The sequence below is a fragment of the Paracoccus methylarcula genome (genome assembly GCF_003007735.2).
GTDB lineage: Bacteria > Pseudomonadota > Alphaproteobacteria > Rhodobacterales > Rhodobacteraceae > Paracoccus > Paracoccus methylarcula.
The window spans coordinates 138,152-153,445 of sequence record NZ_PXNQ02000004.1 but is presented as its reverse complement, the minus strand read 5'-3'; the positions used below and the strand labels follow the sequence as shown (position 1 = coordinate 153,445).

The window sequence follows — 15,294 nt, the reverse complement described above, 5'->3', positions numbered from 1 at the left end:
CAAGTAGTTAACGGCAAAATACCGATAAACTGTTGCAATTCTGCTGTCTCCGGGAACGTTCGACACCCCTGGATCACTCGCGCAACCGCCAGCCCGTCATGAATATCCAGCGGATGATGGCAAAGCAGATGCCGATGAAGATCGCCACCGCGACCAGCGACACGCCCACCGGCACATCGGCCAGCCCGAAGAAGGACCAGCGGAAGCCCGAGATCAGGTAAAGCACCGGGTTCAGCTTGGCGACCGCCTCCCAGAAAGGCGGCAGCATGCTGGCCGAGTAGAAGGCTCCGCCAAGGAACACCAGCGGCGTGATGACCATCATCGGCACGATCTGCAACTGCTCGAAGGACTTGGCCCAGAGCCCGAGGATGAAACCCAGCAGGCTGAAGCCGAGTGCCGTCAGGAACAGGAAGGCCAGCATCCAGAACGGGTGCAGGATATGGACACCGACGAAGCCGAAGCTGGTCAACAGGATGATCAGCGCGATCAGGATCGCCTTGGCGGCTGCGGCGCCGACAAAGCCCATGGTGACCTCGACCCAGCCCACCGGCGAGACGAGATATTCATAGATCGTGCCGCTGAATTTCGGGAAATAGATCCCGAAACTGGCATTGCTGACCGATTGCTGCAGCACCGTCAGCATCATCAGCCCCGGTACGATGAAGGCGCCGTAGGGCACGCCCTCGACCGACTGGATACGCCCGCCGATGGCAGCACCGAAGACGACGAAATACAGCACCGTCGACACGACCGGCGAGGCCAGGGATTGCCAGATGGTGCGGAAGAACCGCATCATCTCGTGATGGAATATCGCCCAGACACCGGGCCAGTTGATGTCCGCCATCATGCCGCGTCCTCCGCTTTGTCTTCCTGGACCAGGGAAATGAACACTTCCTCGAGACTGGATTGCCGGGTCGAAACATCGCGCACGGTGATCCCCTGCGCGGCCAGATCACCCAGCAGGCGGGCGATGCCGGTCCTTTCGGCGCGCGTGTCGTAGTCATAACTGATCTCAAGCCCATCCGGGGCAAGGACCAGCCCACGGCCGGCCAGTTCCGACGGGATCGCATGCAGGGGCTCGTCCAGCTCGATCCTCAGGGTCTTGCCGCCGAATTCGCCCATCAGCTCGTCCTTGGGCTTGATCAGCAAAAGCTGGCCCTTGTTGATGACCCCGATCCGGTCGGCCATCTCTTCGGCCTCTTCCAGGTAATGCGTGGTCAGAATGATGGTCACGCCTTCGCGGCGCAGCCCCTCGACCACCTGCCACATCTCGCGCCGCAGGGCGACATCGACCCCGGCGGTGGGCTCATCGAGGAACAGCACCTTGGGGCGATGGGCCAGCGCCTTGGCGATCAGCACCCGGCGCTTCATGCCGCCCGACAATTCCTTGGTGGCGGCATCGCGCTTCTCCCACAGGGCAAGGCTGCGCAGCACCTCTTCGATATAGGCGTCGTCCGGCCCTTCGCCGTAAAGGCCGCGGGTGAAGCGGACGCAGTTGAGCACCGACTCAAAGGGCTCCAGCGCGATCTCCTGCGGCACCAGCCCGATCAGCTTGCGCGCCGCCCGCCAATCCTTGCCGATGTCATAGCCACCGACGCGGACAGAGCCGCCGGTCGGCACCACCAGCCCGCAGATGATCGAGATGAGCGTCGTCTTGCCCGCCCCGTTCGGTCCCAGCAGCGCGATGATCTCGCCCTCTTCGATGGACATCGACACATCGGTAAGCGCCTTTGTGCCGCCGCCATATTCTTTCGACAGATTGTCGATCTCGATGATTCCGGTCATGCCCGGCTCCCTCGTTTGCAGATCCGCGTGGCGCTAATGCGCACTGAGCGGCTTGATGTTTCTCGGCGTCTGCCGGCGCAGCGTGACGGTCAGGATGACCGCCAGGGCGACGAAAGCGAAACTCCCGATACGGAAGGCGCCGGAATAGCCCAGATGGGTAACCAGCGGCTGACTTGCCAGAGGTGAAAGGAATTGTCCCAGAAAAATTGCCGAAGTGATCAGGCCCGTGACCAGCCCCCGGCGCCGTGCCGGAGCGACATTCAGCGCCGTGGTGATGAAGGTCGGCATGCACAATCCCAGCCCCGCCCCGATCATCGCGGTCGAGACCATGGCGAAGGGAAGCGAATGCCCGATGGACAACCCGGCAAAGCCCGCACCAAGCGCCAGATAGCCCGATACCGGCGTGCCGATCCGCCCCAGCCTTGGCCGGATCAATCCCGACACCACCGACATGATCGCGGCGGCGAACATCATTGCGCCCATGACCAGCCCGGCATTGCGCGGATCGACCAGGCCCAGCCCTTGCAGGTGATAGGGCACCTGCGTCGGCACGGCATAGAAGATCACGAAGGTCAGCCCCGCCGCCGTCGCCATGATCGCGACGGTCACTTGCCAGCCCGGCTCGCCCGGATCACTCGCCTGCGCCTCCGCCGACATGGTGGAAAAGCGCTGCGGCTCGGGCAGGATCGCCGACAGGATCGGCAGCAATAGGGCGGCCAGCCCATAGATCGCAAAGGGCAGACGGGCATCGGCAGAGGCCAGCACCCCGGCCATGGTGACGAAGACCAGCCCGCCGATATTGGTCGCGGCCATCTGGTAACCCATCAGGCGCCCCCGCGCCGGGCCTTCGAAATAATCCCCGACCAGCGCCGCCTGCGATGTCATGATCGCCGCCACTCCCAGCCCCAGGGCAAGACGGCTGGCCAATATCGCCTCGAGCGAGTCCAGGTACAGCCCCGCCGTCCCCGCGACCGCATAAAGGACCAGCCCGACCAGCAATGGCCGCCTGCGCCCCAGCCTGTCGGTCATCGCCCCCGCGAAAGGTGCGGTGATCGCGACCAGCAGCGAAGGCGCGGTAATCAGTAGCCGGGTGAGATAGGGGGCCAGCGGATCGTCTGCGAACATCGCCTCCAATCCCGGCAAGGACGGCGTGATCGTGGCATTCGACATGATCGTAAGCATCGCGGCGAACATCAGCCCCCATGCGCGCGGATCTTTCAGCAAGCGGTCCATCTAGCTGTCCTCCGGGTCATAGGCGCGCGCCGCGCGCGCATCCGCCAATGCATCGGCCCACCAGCGCAGGCGATGGGCGAAGACCGCCATCGCCGCCTCGGCCGCCTCGGCGGCTTCGGGATCGGTGATCCGCCCCGCCTCGTCGAAACGCCGCCATGGCGAGGCGAAGCTCACCGTGTCGCGCAGGGTGACGCTGTGCAGCTCGGCCAGAACGATGCGCAGCGACTCGGTGGCGCGCAGCCCGCCGGAAATGCCCCCATAGCTGACAAGCCCCACCGGACGCGCGCGCCATTCGGCATTGACCGCGTCGATCAGCGTTTTCAGCGGCCCCGGAGCGGCATGATTGTATTCGGGCGTCACGATCACGAACCCGTCCGCATCCCCCATCCGCTGCTTCAGCCGCTGAACGGCCTGCTTGTCGCCGGTCTGCACCGGCAAAAGCTCGGGATCGGCGGGGTCCACAATCTCGGGCGCAAATCCATGCGCCTTCAACTGCCCGACGGTCCAGGCCGCGATCCGGTCATTGATTCGTCCCTCGCGGATCGATCCAAGGATCACCACGATCCGATTGCCCTGCGTCATAAGTCTTTTCCTTGCAATTTCGGTCATGGCTCGCCACCCTAAGACCTTAACCATAGTTTAGGACAAGAGAAAAATGTCCAAAAAAATCAATACATGCACGCCATCGACTCCGGTCATGTCAGTCGGCGCACTCTCCCGTCGCAGCGGTATTTCCGTCTCGGCCATCCATTTCTACGAGCGCGAAGGGCTGATTCGTTCGACTCGCAATGCCGCCAATCACCGGCGCTATTCGCGGGCCAGCCTGCGCATTCTGGCCATCATCAAGGCGGGTCAGCAAGCAGGTATTCCGCTGGCAGAGATTCGCACCGCCCTCGAACCCGCCCTGTCGGGCCAGCCGCTCGGACGCGAGGATTGGGCGCGCATCTCGGAAAGCTGGCGCGACGATCTGGATCACCGCATCCACATGCTGCAACGGGTCCGCGACCGGCTCAGCGGCTGTATCCGCTGCGGTTGCCTCTCGCACGAGTTATGCGAGATGTTCAACCCCGACGACCGCGCCGCCGCTCAGGGTCCCGGCGCCCCCGGCCTCGGTGTCTGACGCCGCCGCGCCTCGGCGCGGATATTCAGGTAATTGCCGGAAAGGATCAATGCCGCCCCGGCGATGACCAGTGCTCCGATCGGCTCATCGTAAAGAAGCAGCCCGACCACAGCGATCACCGGCAATCGCAGGAAGTCGAAAGGCATCACCAGCGTCGCGGGCGCGACCCGCAAGGCGCTGGCGATACAGAAATGCGCCGCCAGCCCGGCCGCCCCGATCACCGCGATCCAGGGGACCGCCGCTGCGGATGGCAGCGCGATGTCCCCGTCGATTCCTGCGCAGACAAAGCCGAAAACGGTCTGCGACAGGGTCATCCAGAACAGGATGCAGGCGGTATGGGCGATTGCCGTCAGCTTCTTGGTGAAGACATAGGTCAGCGCGAATCCCACTGCGCAGGCCGCCGCCGAGACCAGCCCCGGCGTGATCGGCGCCGATCCGGGCCGGGTCACCAGCAGGATGCCGGCAAAGCCCAGGATCGCGGCCACCGCCCTTGGCCCCGTCAGCTTCTCGCCCAGGAACAGCCGCGACAGGACCAGCGCCCAAAGCGGCGCGGTGAATTCCAGCGCGAAGACCTGCGCCAGCGGGATCGTGAAGATCGCGTAGAACCACAGGTTCTGCGCTGTGAAATGGCAGATATTGCGTGCCAGGTGCAGCTCGGGCCGGCGCAGGTTGATCACCCCCCACAACCCGCGCAGGCTGATCACCGTAACCATGATCGCCACGCCGAAGATCGAGCGCCAGCCCATGATCTCGAACGTGTCGAGCTCCAGCGACACGGCCCGCCCGGCAATCGCCATCGAGGTGAATGAGGCCACCGCCCCCATCATCCATGCCGCGGCCACCAGCGGTTTCGTCTCGATCGCGGGGGCGGGGTTGGTGCCGGTCGCGGCGCTCATCCTCTGTCTCCCGGCATCTGCATTGTCCTCCATCCGCAGATATGGCTAGTCGATGGCTGCACATTGTGCAACGCGGCAAAGATTGCGTCCGGGCGGGTGCCGCGCTATGGCGTCGGGACCCAATCTGGAACCTTGACCATGCCGACATTCACCGCCCTGACCCATCTTGCCGGGCGCGCGCCGCCGAAGCCCTCGCCGAGGCTTGCGAAGACCTGACCCTCGAACCCGTGGGTTCCGGCATCTTCGAGATCGAGGACGGCTCGGATCGTTGGGAAGTCGGGGTCTATTTCCTCGAACAGCCCGACGAGGTGGCGCTGGCACTCCTGGCGGCGGCTCATGGGGCCGATCCCTTCGTCATCTCGGAACTGCCCGAGGTCGATTGGGTGGCCCATGTCCGCCGCGAATTGTCCCCGGTCGAGGCCGGGCGGTTCTATGTCCACGGCAGCCACGATGCCGACCAGGTGCCCGAGGGGGTCGAGGCGCTGTGCATCGAGGCGGCAATGGCTTTCGGAACCGGTCATCACGGCACCACCAAGGGCTGTCTCGAAGCCCTGGACCGGCTCGCCAATGACGGCTACCAGCCGCAGCGCATCGCCGATATTGGCTGCGGCACCGCAGTTCTTGCGATGGGGGCGGCACGGATCTGGCCGGTGACGGTGCTGGCCAGCGATATCGACCGCATCGCGGTGGACACGGCCAGCGCCAATGTCATCGCCAACGGGCTGGACGGCAGGGTGATCTGCATCGAGGCGACCGGCTTCGATCACCCGGCGCTGGAAGAGGCCGCACCCTTCGACCTGGTGCTCGCCAATATCCTGAAACAGCCGCTGATCGACCTGTCCCCCGAGATGGCCCGCCATGTCGGAACGGGTGGCAAGATCATCCTCTCGGGCATCCTGACCGATCAGGGGCAAGAGGTGATCGAGGCTACCAGGCCGCCGGTTTCACGCTGGATCGCCGCGACGATCTGGGCGAATGGGTCACGCTGACCATGACCCGGGCAGGCTGATCGACGCGTTTTGCCGCCCGGCTCCGTCGGCATCACCGACTGCCGGTCATCCCCCTATCTTCTTCATGAAAATATCCCCGGGGGGTGCCGGGGGGCAGGCAGCCCCCCGGCCATCGCGGGACGCAATCCGGCTCAGCCCCCGGCCCCGGCCCCGGCCAATCCATGCGGCTGCGGCCCCCCGGTCGCCCAGTCCAGCAATTCCACGGTATGGACGACCGGCACGCCGGTTCCCGAACCGATCTGCATCATGCAACCGATATTCCCGGCGCTGATGACCTGCGGCTCCAGCGCCTCCAGCGTCTCGACCTTGCGGGCCTTCAACTGGCCCGAGATCTCGGGTTGCATCAGGTTATAGGTCCCGGCGGAGCCGCAGCAGATATGGCTGTCGCGGGGCTCCAGCACCATGAAGCCCGCCTGCGCCAGCAGTTCCTTGGGCGCGGCCCTGACCTGCTGGCCATGCTGCAACGAGCAGGCGGAGTGATAACCGACCCGCAGCGGCTCGGCATGACCGGCATCCCGCAGGCCCAGCTCGGCCATCACCTCGGTGACATCCTTCGCCAGTGCCGCCACCCGCGCGGCATCCCCGGCCAGCGGGTCGTTTCGGAACATATGCCCGTAATCCTTGACAGTGGTGCCGCAGCCCGAGGTGTTGAGGACCACCGCATCAAGCCCGCCGCCATCGATCTCGGCCACCACGGCGCGGATATTGGCGGCGGCCATGGCGTGGCTTTCGCCGGTTCGGCCCATATGATGGGTCAATGCGCCGCAGCAGCCGATTCCCTTCGGGATCACCACCTCGCAGCCATGGCGGCGCAGCAGGCGGATCGTGGCATCGTTGATATCGGTGTTCAGCGCCCGCTGCGCACAGCCGATCAGCAGCGCCACGCGCCTGCGCCTCGGCCCCTGCGCGGGAAAGACCTGCGGCGCGTCATTGGGGCTGACCGGCGGAATGGCCCGCGGCGCCATGTCCAGCATCGCCCTCAGCCGCGCATCGGGCATCAGGCGCCGGAGCGGGCGGGCCAATCCCGCCCCCCTCAGCGCCAGCCGGAACCGCCCCGGATAGGGCAGGATCTTCGCCAGCAGCCATCGCAGCACGCGCTCGGCGAAGGGGCGGCGATAGGTCCGTTCGATATATTCGCGGGCATGATCGACGAGATGCATGTAATGCACGCCCGAGGGACAGGTCGTCATGCAGGACAGGCAGGACAGGCAGCGGTCGATATGCGCAACCGTCTTGCCGTCCGGCACACGGTTGTTTTCCAGCATGTCCTTGATCAGATAGATGCGCCCGCGCGGGCTGTCCAATTCGTCGCCCAGAAGCTTGTAGGTCGGACAGGTGGCGGTGCAGAAACCGCAATGCACGCAGGACCGCAGGATCTCGTTGGAGCGCGCGGTAGCCGGGTCGGCAAGCTGTTCGGGCGTGAAATTCGTCTGCATGTCAGCCCTCCATCAGGCCGGGATTGAGGATCCCCGCAGGGTCGAATTTCCGGCGCAGCCCCTCGGACAGCCGTTCGACCGGCGCGGATTGCCTCGGGAAAACCGGGCCTTCCACTTCACCCCGCCGGACCAGCACCGCATGAGGGGCAATATCGCGAACGGCACCGGCCTCGCCCGGACCGCAATACCAGATCAAACCGCCTCCCCAGTCCAGCGACACCTGTCCGCCAAGCCCCCGCAGCGCCGCCGCAATGGCGGGAGCATCGCTTGGCTTGACCAGCACGCGCCACAACGGCGCCTCCGTCCCGGCGAAATGGGTGACATCGCGCAGGTCCCGCCAGAGCCTGACAGTCGCATCGGCATCCAGGATCTCGATCTCGCGACCGGAGAACAGGTCCTGCAGGCGCTTTTGCCGATAGGCAAGCTGCGGCGGCAGCCCTTCTATGCGCAGCCAGGCAATGCCGTCATGGAACGCCGCGCCGGATATCTCGAAGGGTGTGGCCAGCGCCGACGAGAAAATCCGCAGCGCCGCCGCCTCGTCAACACCCGGAAAGGCCAGCGTCGCGCGGGCCTGTGCCTGTGGCAGTGTCTTCATCGCCACCTCGGTCAGCACCCCGAGCGTTCCGAAAGAGCCGCAAAGCAGCTTGGACAGGTCCAGCCCGGTGACATTCTTCATCACCCTTCCGCCATTCTTCAGGATACGTCCCTGCCCATCCACGAAACGCACCCCCAGCAGGTGATCGCGGCAAGCCCCGGCCATGATCCGCCGCGGCCCCGAGGCATTCGCCGCGACCATCCCGCCGATCGTCGGCGTGCCATCGCCCCCCAGCACCCTGCGCAGATCGGGCGGCTCGAATGCCAACGCCTGCCCTTCCGAGGCCAGCATCGCCTCGACCTCGTGCAGGGGGGTGCCGGTGCGGGCGATCAGGGTCATCTCTCCCGGCTCGTAGGCCACGACGCCCGAGACGGCGCGGGTGGTCAGCAATTCGCCCGCGACATGGCCGGTCTGGACGCGAGTTCCACCGCCCGCCACCCGCAGCGACTGCCCAGTGGTGAAATGCCCCGCCACGATCTCGGCCAGTTCGGCCTCGCTTCCGGGGGCATGAGCGGTCCGGCTGATCGCATCGGTGCTCATTCGGCGACTTTCAGGCGATGCGCGGCGCTGGCTTCCAGCGGAAAGACCTTCGCGGGGTTCAGCAGCCATGCCGGGTCGAAAACATCCTTCACCTCCATCTGCACCGCCAGATCCACAGCATCGTATTGCGCGCCCATGAGATCGCGCTTCTCGACCCCCACGCCATGCTCTCCGGTCAGGCAACCGCCGACCTCGACGCAAAGCCGCAGGATATCGGCCCCGAACGCCTCGGCACGTTCCAACTGCCCCGGCTCATTGGCATTGAACAGGATCAGCGGATGCATGTTGCCATCGCCCGCATGGAAGACATTGGCGACCTCCAGCCCATGCTGCTTCGACAATTCCCCGATCCGGCGCAGGGTATAGGGTAGCTGCCCGACGGGCACCGTGCCGTCGAGGCAGATATAATCCCCCAACCGCCCCATGGCGCCAAAGGCCGATTTCCGCCCCTTCCAGATCGCCAGCGCATCGTCGGCATTGCGGCTTTCGCGAAACTCGACCGGGTCCAGCGCAGCGGCAATGTCGCGGATTCGGGCGATCTGGTCGGCGATCTCGTCCGGGGAACCCTCGACCTCGACGATCAGCACGGCGGCGCAATCCGGATATCCGGCATGGGCGAAATCCTCGACCGCGCGCAGGCAGGGTTCGTCCATATACTCGATGGCAACCGGCAGCACGCCCGAGCGGATGATCCGCGCCACGCATTCGCCCGCCACCTCGGCACCGTCAAAGCCGATCAGCACCGGGCGGGCGCCCTCGGGCCGGGGCACGATCCGCAGAACCGCCTCGGTCACGATCCCGAGCTGCCCCTCGGAGCCGCAGAGCAGGCCCAGCAGATCCAGTCCGGACGGCCCCAGTTCCGGCCCGCCCAGTTCGACGATCTCGCCGGTGGTCAGCACCACCGTCGCGCCCATCAGGTTATTCGTCGTCACCCCGTATTTCAGGCAATGCGCCCCGCCCGAATTCATCGCGATATTGCCCGCGATGGTGCAGGCCAGCTGCGAGGACGGATCGGGCGCATAGAAAAAGCCATGCGGCTCCAGCATCTCGCTGACCGACAGATTGGTGACGCCGGTCTGCACGCGGATGAAGCGGTTATCGGTGTCGATCTCCAGCACATCGCGCAGCCGCGCCGTGCCGATCACCACGCAATCGGCGGTGGGCAAGGCGCCGCCGGCCAGCGACGTTCCCGCCCCCCTCGGCACAACCGGCACGCCCATATCCGCACAGACCCGCATGACCGCCGCGACCTCCTCGGTCGATCGCGGCAGCACCACCGCCAGGGGTGCGCAGCGATAGGCCGTCAACGCGTCGCATTCATAGGCCCGCGTCTCCTCGGGATCGAAGATCACCGTGTCTAGCGGCAGGGCCTCTTGCAACGACGCCACGATTTGCGGCGCGCGCTCCAGGATGCGGATATCTGGCTGGGGCATGGCGATGCCGGACATGGGGACGCCTCTTCCTTGCGATATAGTTCTTGGTAAAATAATTTGACCAAACCTGTCAAATCGGATTGTCTAAAATCAAAACAGGAGACGCGATGTCCGGCAGCGCGATCAAATCCGAAAAGGCCGCCGAAAGCGTGGCCCGCCATATCGAGGCCCTGATCCTCGAAGGCACGCTGCGCCCCGGCGAGCCGCTGCTGCCCGAGCGGGAGCTGGCCAAGCGCCTGGATGTCTCCCGCCCGACCCTGCGCGACGGGCTGAAGGCACTTCAGGAAAAGGGGTTGCTGCAGAGCGGCGACGGCAGGGGGCTGCGTGTCGCCCATCTGGGCGCGGCGGCCATCTCGGACCCGCTGCTGACATTGCTGTCCGAACGGGCGGAACTGGCGGATGATTACCTGGAATTCCGCGATATCGTCGAATGCCAGGCCGCGGCGCTGGCTGCGAAACGCGCCAATGACATCGACCTGCGCCGCCTCCGCACCTGCCTGGAACGGATCGACCTTGCCCATGCCGCCGCCGATCCCGAGCAGGAGGCAGAGGCCGATACCGAACTGCATCTGCTGATCTACGAGGCCAGCCATAATCTGGTGCTGTTGCAGATCATGCGGGCACTGTCGGGCAATCTGCGCCGCGACGTGATCCATAATCGCGGGCGGCTGTTCACCTTGCCGGGCACGCGCGAGCAGTTGCGCAACCAGCATCGTGCCATCGCGCGGGCGATCATTGCCCGGGATCCCCGCGCCGCGCAGGAGGCCGCGCATCGCCACCTGGCCTATATCCGCCTCAGACTGCGCGAGATCCGCGAATCCGAAGCCAAGCTGGACGTGTCACGGCGTCGGGATGACGGGGGCGGATTGGCGGCCAGATCACCCTGATCCGGGTCATGCAAGGCGGAACCCGTCGGGAATCGCGTCCACGCCATCCAACAGCAGATCCGCCATCACCACCGCGATTTTCGGGGCCGTGCCGAAGCCGATCTTGAAGCCGCCATTGGCGACGAAATGCCCCTCACGCCCGGGCCAGGCCCCTAGCAGGGGCGCACGGCTCTTCGCACGGGGCCGGATCCCCGACCACCGGTCGATCACCGGCGCATCGGCAAGAAGCGGGCAGATCCCGCGCGCCCTGGCGATGATATCGTCAAGCTGCGCATCGGTGCGATCATCAGTGAAATCATTTTCCGAAGTCGATCCGACCGCTACCGTCCCATCCTCATGCGGCACGATATGCAGCCCCCCGGCAAAAATCTGCGCCGCCGCCCCCGCATCAAGGCGCAACAAGGCGGACTGCCCCTTGACCCCCTTGCCCACCGCGTATCCCAGATCCTGCGAGAGCGCCTCCAACCCCGCAACTCCGGTCGCCCAAAGGGCCGGGCCGGGAATATCCTGCGGATGCAATACCCGCCCCTCGACAACCTCACCACCCCCGGCCCGGATGGCGGCGGCAAGCGCTGCAAGCGCGGCGCGCGGGTTGATCCTCGCGGTCAACCCGTCCTCCAGCCAGAGGCCCGAAGGGCTGTGCGGGAACAGCGGCGCGGTCGGCCGGTCCGTCAGTCGCATCGTCATATGCGCAGGCCATTGCCGAATCGAAGCCGCGATACGCTCTTGCAACCTCTCGGCTTCCGCCGCGTCGGCAACCGGCTGCGCCCGCCCCGCGCGGCCATAGCCCGTCGGCAATCCCGACGCCGCCCCGATCCCGGCCCAGAAATCCTCGGCCATCAGCAGGCTGTCCAGTTGAAACGCCTTCTTCGCGTTCCAGTTCTCGGGCGCATGCGGCGCCAAGGCCCCGACATGCCCGCCCGAAGACCCCGCCCCGATGCGTTCCGCCTCGATCACCCGGATCCGGGTGCCGCGCCGGATCATCTCCCATGCGCAGCACAGGCCGAGGATCCCGCCGCCGACAACCGTCACGTCGGCATTCTCTGTTCTGCTGGGACCGGGCAAGGGATTGCGACCTTTCGCTGGAAATGACGGGCCCGGCATACATCGCTACGCAACCAAGGCACAAGCCAGCGCCATTCCCCCCTACCCCGGTAGTTGCCACCGCGACAGCTTAACCTCTATAGCTGTTCAAATCCCGCAAGCATCGCCAGCGAATATGCCCTCCAATCCAAAGCTGCCTTCTTCTTTGTCCAAATACCTCGGGGTCCGGGGTGGAACCCCGGCCATGGCGGGACGCAATGAGCCCGTGCTGGAATGGCGCGAGGGCGGAGTACCGGTGGCGACATGTTTCGACGATCCCTATTTCAGCCTTGCCGGGGGCCTGGCCGAGACCCGGCATGTCTTCCTGACCGGCAACGGCCTGCCAGCGCGGCTTCGCCCCGGCTTCCATGTCGCGGAACTTGGCTTTGGCACCGGGCTGAACTGCCTCGCGCTGGCGGCGATCACGCAGGCTCCCGTGGCGATGACCAGCTTCGAGGCCTTCCCGATGAGCCTGCCGCAGCTTGAACAGGCCCATGCCGCCTTCCCTGAACTGGCCGGTCTTGCGGCGCAGCTTCGCGCCGGATGGGGGCAACAGGTCATCGCGGTCGGGCAGGTCGAATTGCGGGTGATTGAAGGCGATGTGCGCGAGACCCTGCCGCAATGGCGGGGATGCGCGGAGGCATGGTTTCTCGACGGCTTCTCCCCCGCGAAAAACCCCGAGATGTGGTCGGAAGAACTGATGGCCGAGGTCGGGCGCCACACCGCCCCCGGCGGCAGCTTTGCGACCTATACAGCCGCCGGGCATGTACGCCGGGCGTTGGAAGCAGTGGGTTTCAAGGTCGAGCGGCGCCCCGGCTTTGGCCGCAAGCGGCATATGAGCATCGGGCGCATGCCGGATTGACGGGTTGGCCTTACCGCCGCACGCGGGGAATCCGGCTTGGCGGGTAGACCGCATCCGCGTGGGGCGGCTTGCCATGGGTGCGGTTCCAGAACGAGGGGCCGCCACGCCGCAGGAAAACCGGCAATGTCAGGATAAGGCCGGCGAGGAACCCGCCGGCATGGGCCCAATAGGCAACGCCGCCCTCCGATCCGACCGAGCTGAAGCCGCCGAAAAGCTGGATCGCGAACCACAGGGCCAGCATGATCCATGCCGGCACGGTGAAGACCTTGAAAAAGATGATGAAGATGAACAGGATATCGATCCGCGCCTTGGGAAAGAGCAGCAGGTATCCCCCCATCACGCCCGCAATCGCGCCCGAGGCGCCGACCATTGGAACCGGCGAGAACGGCTCGGAGGCGATCTGACCGGCTGCGGCGGCAAGCCCGCAGGCCAGGTAGAAGGCCAGGAAACCCGGCTTTCCCATCTGGTCTTCCAGGTTGTCCCCGAAGATCCACAAAAACAGCATGTTGCCCGCGAGATGCATGAAGCCCGCATGCAGGAACATATGGGTCAGCAACCCCGAAAACATCTCTCCGTTCGAGATCGCCAGCGGGTAGAGCGCCAGCCGCACCCACAGCATCTCTCCGCCCTCCAGCGCGGGCAGGGTCAGCAGATACATCGCCACATTCGCCGCGATCAGCAGATAGGTGACGATCGGCCGGCTTTGGGAGGGGTTATGGTCGCGGATCGGGAACATCGGCTTATCCCCCTGCCCTTGCGGGTGGATCGGACAGAACCAGCCGCCCGTCACGCCGCGCCAGATCGGCGACCCATCCGGCCTCGGCACTGAAATCATGCGGCACCTGTCCGGCACTGCGATGTCCCGACAGGCTCTGGCTGGCGAAGAAGTCAAAGCCGTAAAGCGTCAGCCGCGCCAGATCCGAACGCATCAGCAGATCGATCATCATCGCGCCCGTGGTGGGCGGCGCGGCCAGCCGGTCCTTCAGCGCCCGGTAATCGGCAAGCGGATGCAGGTAGAACCCGGCGCTGGTCGCGCTTTGCCAATCCAGCCGCTTGCGCTTATGCGACATCCACAGGATCCGATCCGGGGAGATCCGTGCCCGATCCTGCCCGGACAGCCGAACGGCAAGCGCCAGCCAGTCGGTCCGGCTGCCATGGCTTCGCGCCGAGGGCATGGGTGCGCGATTGATCCGGATCACCAGATCGGCGGCGTCGATCTCGGCGCCATGGCTGGTCTCGGCCAGGGAGCGGGCATTGCCGATCAGCGCCACGTTCCTGCCCGTGAGAGCGGCCAGCAGATTGCCTTGCGGAACCGACAGCCGCGCAAGCGCCGCCTCGTCGCGCAGCAGCCGGGCGATATGAAAGCGCAGCGGGGTCATGGCCGCGCCAGCAATTCGCGATAGATATCGACCAGCGCACGGGCCTCGGACTCGATCCCGTGGTTCAGGACGGCGTGGTCGCGCGCAGCGTCACCCGCCCGGGCCAATGCATCCGGATTGTCCAGCCAATCCGCCACCGCTGTCCGCATCGCAGCCTCGTCCTGCGGCGCGATCAATGTCCCGGTCTCGGGCGCGATCAGTTCCTCGAAAGCGCCGACGCGAGTGGCCACGACCGGCACACCGCAGGCCATCGCCTCAAGCGGGGTCAGGCCGAACCCCTCCCATCGCTGCGGTGCAACATAAAGGTCCAGCACGCCATACCAATCGGCCATCCGGTCCACCGGCACCTCTGGCAGGAAGCGGATCCGCCCGCTCAGCCCGGCCTTTTCGACCTGCCACTTCAGATCGGCAAGATAGCCTTGATGCTTCTCGGTCGCCCGGCCCATGACCAGCGCGGTGACATCGGGACGTGAGGGCAAGAGCGCGATCATCGCCTGCACGAAATCACCGGTTCCCTTCTGCGCCCGGATGCGGCCATAGCAACCGACCAGCAGATCACCAACAGGAAGCCCGAGGCTTTCGCGCAGCGCCGCCCGGTCCTCCGGCGGGGCGAAACCCTCGGTATCGATGCCGTGATGGATGACCCGCGCGGGATGATCCAGATAGCCCGCCCCCTTGGCCGAGGTCGCCACCAGCGAGTCCATCCGGCCGATCAGCCATTTGGTATAGCCGCTATGCCGCCTTTGCGAGGCCGAGGTGAACAGCAGCCGGTATTTGCGCCGCAACAGCCGTGTCAGCACCAGCCCCAGCAGCATCTCGGTATTGCGCCGGGCATGCCAGACCCGCCAGCGGTCGCGCGGCATGGTCGCGGCGCGGATCAGGGGGATATGCGGCAATCCCGCAGGCAATCCGGGGCCGGTGGCACAGATCGCGATCATCCGGGCCTGCACCGGAATCAGCCGCACCACTGTCGCGGTCACACCCGACAGGCGGCGCTTGAGATTGGGGGCGATGACCAGCGGGTTTTCCGTCATT

Annotated in this window: 15 protein-coding genes and 1 pseudogene; 4 read left to right on the top strand and 12 right to left on the bottom strand. The window is 65.7% G+C overall.

The genetic code is table 11. The features are described from left to right. Window positions 1-73: 73 nt before the first annotated feature. Genes A7A09_RS08150 through A7A09_RS08135 form a run of 4 tightly spaced genes read right to left on the bottom strand, consistent with a single transcriptional unit; the run spans window position 74 to window position 3,600 of the window. Complete coding sequence (locus A7A09_RS08150) at window positions 74-844, bottom strand: ABC transporter permease (protein WP_106691066.1); 771 nt, start codon at window positions 842-844, stop codon at window positions 74-76. Then, a complete protein-coding gene (locus A7A09_RS08145) occupies window positions 844-1,785 on the bottom strand; it encodes an ABC transporter ATP-binding protein (RefSeq protein WP_106690925.1) in 942 nt (313 codons plus the stop codon). The genes A7A09_RS08150 and A7A09_RS08145 overlap by 1 nt, the downstream gene beginning before the upstream one ends. 33 nt (window positions 1,786-1,818) lie before the next feature. Further along, a complete protein-coding gene (locus A7A09_RS08140) occupies window positions 1,819-3,018 on the bottom strand; it encodes an MFS transporter (RefSeq protein ID WP_106690924.1) in 1,200 nt (399 codons plus the stop codon). Beyond that, the gene (locus tag A7A09_RS08135; protein WP_106690923.1) at window positions 3,019-3,600 is read right to left on the bottom strand and encodes an NADPH-dependent FMN reductase; all 582 of its coding nucleotides are present in this window, start codon (window positions 3,598-3,600) and stop codon (window positions 3,019-3,021) included. A gap of 73 nt (window positions 3,601-3,673) precedes the next feature. On the opposite strand from A7A09_RS08135, the gene soxR reads away from it, so the two are divergent. Beyond that, complete coding sequence (gene soxR / locus A7A09_RS08130) at window positions 3,674-4,138, top strand: redox-sensitive transcriptional activator SoxR (protein ID WP_106690922.1); 465 nt, start codon at window positions 3,674-3,676, stop codon at window positions 4,136-4,138. Here the strand turns inward: soxR and A7A09_RS08125 are convergent. Continuing rightward, window positions 4,105-5,034, bottom strand: coding sequence for a DMT family transporter (locus A7A09_RS08125; RefSeq protein WP_106691065.1), 930 nt, complete (start codon window positions 5,032-5,034; stop codon window positions 4,105-4,107). The genes soxR and A7A09_RS08125 overlap by 34 nt on opposite strands. 138 nt (window positions 5,035-5,172) lie before the next feature. On the opposite strand from A7A09_RS08125, the pseudogene A7A09_RS08120 reads away from it, so the two are divergent. Next, a pseudogene (locus tag A7A09_RS08120) lies at window positions 5,173-6,043 on the top strand (50S ribosomal protein L11 methyltransferase). A gap of 132 nt (window positions 6,044-6,175) precedes the next feature. Here A7A09_RS08120 and glcF read toward each other — a convergent pair. The 3 genes from glcF to A7A09_RS08105 are packed head-to-tail and all read right to left on the bottom strand — an operon-like array spanning window position 6,176 to window position 10,054. Continuing rightward, on the bottom strand, window positions 6,176-7,480 hold the full coding sequence (gene glcF / locus A7A09_RS08115) for a glycolate oxidase subunit GlcF (protein WP_106690921.1): 1,305 nt from the start codon (window positions 7,478-7,480) through the stop codon (window positions 6,176-6,178). Window position 7,481: 1 nt separating this feature from the next. Then, complete coding sequence (gene glcE, locus A7A09_RS08110; RefSeq protein WP_106690920.1) at window positions 7,482-8,615, bottom strand: glycolate oxidase subunit GlcE; 1,134 nt, start codon at window positions 8,613-8,615, stop codon at window positions 7,482-7,484. After that, on the bottom strand, window positions 8,612-10,054 hold the full coding sequence (locus A7A09_RS08105; RefSeq protein WP_436277793.1) for an FAD-linked oxidase C-terminal domain-containing protein: 1,443 nt from the start codon (window positions 10,052-10,054) through the stop codon (window positions 8,612-8,614). Before A7A09_RS08105 ends, glcE begins: the two co-directional genes overlap by 4 nt. Before the next feature lie 101 nt (window positions 10,055-10,155). On the opposite strand from A7A09_RS08105, the gene A7A09_RS08100 reads away from it, so the two are divergent. After that, window positions 10,156-10,935, top strand: coding sequence for an FCD domain-containing protein (locus tag A7A09_RS08100; RefSeq protein WP_106690918.1), 780 nt, complete (start codon window positions 10,156-10,158; stop codon window positions 10,933-10,935). 6 nt (window positions 10,936-10,941) lie between these two features. Here A7A09_RS08100 and A7A09_RS08095 read toward each other — a convergent pair whose 3' ends face one another. After that, on the bottom strand, window positions 10,942-11,919 hold the full coding sequence (locus tag A7A09_RS08095) for an NAD(P)/FAD-dependent oxidoreductase (RefSeq protein ID WP_245999240.1): 978 nt from the start codon (window positions 11,917-11,919) through the stop codon (window positions 10,942-10,944). Window positions 11,920-12,223: 304 nt separating this feature from the next. On the opposite strand from A7A09_RS08095, the gene mnmC2 reads away from it, so the two are divergent. Then, window positions 12,224-12,880, top strand: coding sequence for a tRNA (5-methylaminomethyl-2-thiouridine)(34)-methyltransferase MnmC2 (gene mnmC2, locus A7A09_RS08090; protein WP_106691064.1), 657 nt, complete (start codon window positions 12,224-12,226; stop codon window positions 12,878-12,880). Window positions 12,881-12,890: 10 nt separating this feature from the next. Here mnmC2 and A7A09_RS08085 read toward each other — a convergent pair whose 3' ends face one another. From A7A09_RS08085 to A7A09_RS08075, 3 genes are read right to left on the bottom strand one after another with little or no spacing between them, the layout of a single operon-like run. Continuing rightward, window positions 12,891-13,616 carry a rhomboid family intramembrane serine protease gene (locus A7A09_RS08085; RefSeq protein WP_106690916.1) on the bottom strand — a complete coding sequence of 242 codons (726 nt, stop codon included), beginning with the start codon at window positions 13,614-13,616 and terminating at the stop codon, window positions 12,891-12,893. Between the two features lie 4 nt (window positions 13,617-13,620). After that, window positions 13,621-14,259 (bottom strand): glycosyltransferase family 29 protein, encoded by a 639-nt coding sequence (locus A7A09_RS08080; protein WP_106690915.1) that lies wholly within the window; start codon window positions 14,257-14,259, stop codon window positions 13,621-13,623. Further along, window positions 14,256-15,293: a glycosyltransferase family 4 protein gene (locus A7A09_RS08075; protein ID WP_106690914.1), complete on the bottom strand. Its 1,038-nt coding sequence runs from the start codon at window positions 15,291-15,293 to the stop codon at window positions 14,256-14,258. The genes A7A09_RS08080 and A7A09_RS08075 overlap by 4 nt, the downstream gene beginning before the upstream one ends. Between the last annotated feature and the right edge of the window lies 1 nt (window position 15,294).

Bases quoted from the DNA above. Each gene is read 5' to 3' on its own strand.
- glcF (WP_106690921.1), bottom strand. From the start codon at position 7,480: ATGCAGACGAATTTCACGCCCGAACAGCTTGCCGACCCGGCTACCGCG.
- A7A09_RS08145 (WP_106690925.1), bottom strand. From the start codon at position 1,785: ATGACCGGAATCATCGAGATCGACAATCTGTCGAAAGAATATGGCGGC.
- A7A09_RS08135 (WP_106690923.1), bottom strand. From the start codon at position 3,600: ATGACGCAGGGCAATCGGATCGTGGTGATCCTTGGATCGATCCGCGAG.
- A7A09_RS08140 (WP_106690924.1), bottom strand. From the start codon at position 3,018: ATGGACCGCTTGCTGAAAGATCCGCGCGCATGGGGGCTGATGTTCGCC.
- soxR (WP_106690922.1), top strand. From the start codon at position 3,674: ATGTCCAAAAAAATCAATACATGCACGCCATCGACTCCGGTCATGTCA.
- A7A09_RS08150 (WP_106691066.1), bottom strand. From the start codon at position 844: ATGGCGGACATCAACTGGCCCGGTGTCTGGGCGATATTCCATCACGAG.
- A7A09_RS08080 (WP_106690915.1), bottom strand. From the start codon at position 14,259: ATGACCCCGCTGCGCTTTCATATCGCCCGGCTGCTGCGCGACGAGGCG.
- A7A09_RS08095 (WP_245999240.1), bottom strand. From the start codon at position 11,919: ATGATCCGGCGCGGCACCCGGATCCGGGTGATCGAGGCGGAACGCATC.
- A7A09_RS08075 (WP_106690914.1), bottom strand. From the start codon at position 15,293: ATGACGGAAAACCCGCTGGTCATCGCCCCCAATCTCAAGCGCCGCCTG.
- A7A09_RS08125 (WP_106691065.1), bottom strand. From the start codon at position 5,034: ATGAGCGCCGCGACCGGCACCAACCCCGCCCCCGCGATCGAGACGAAA.
- A7A09_RS08100 (WP_106690918.1), top strand. From the start codon at position 10,156: ATGTCCGGCAGCGCGATCAAATCCGAAAAGGCCGCCGAAAGCGTGGCC.
- A7A09_RS08085 (WP_106690916.1), bottom strand. From the start codon at position 13,616: ATGTTCCCGATCCGCGACCATAACCCCTCCCAAAGCCGGCCGATCGTC.
- mnmC2 (WP_106691064.1), top strand. From the start codon at position 12,224: ATGGCGGGACGCAATGAGCCCGTGCTGGAATGGCGCGAGGGCGGAGTA.
- glcE (WP_106690920.1), bottom strand. From the start codon at position 8,615: ATGAGCACCGATGCGATCAGCCGGACCGCTCATGCCCCCGGAAGCGAG.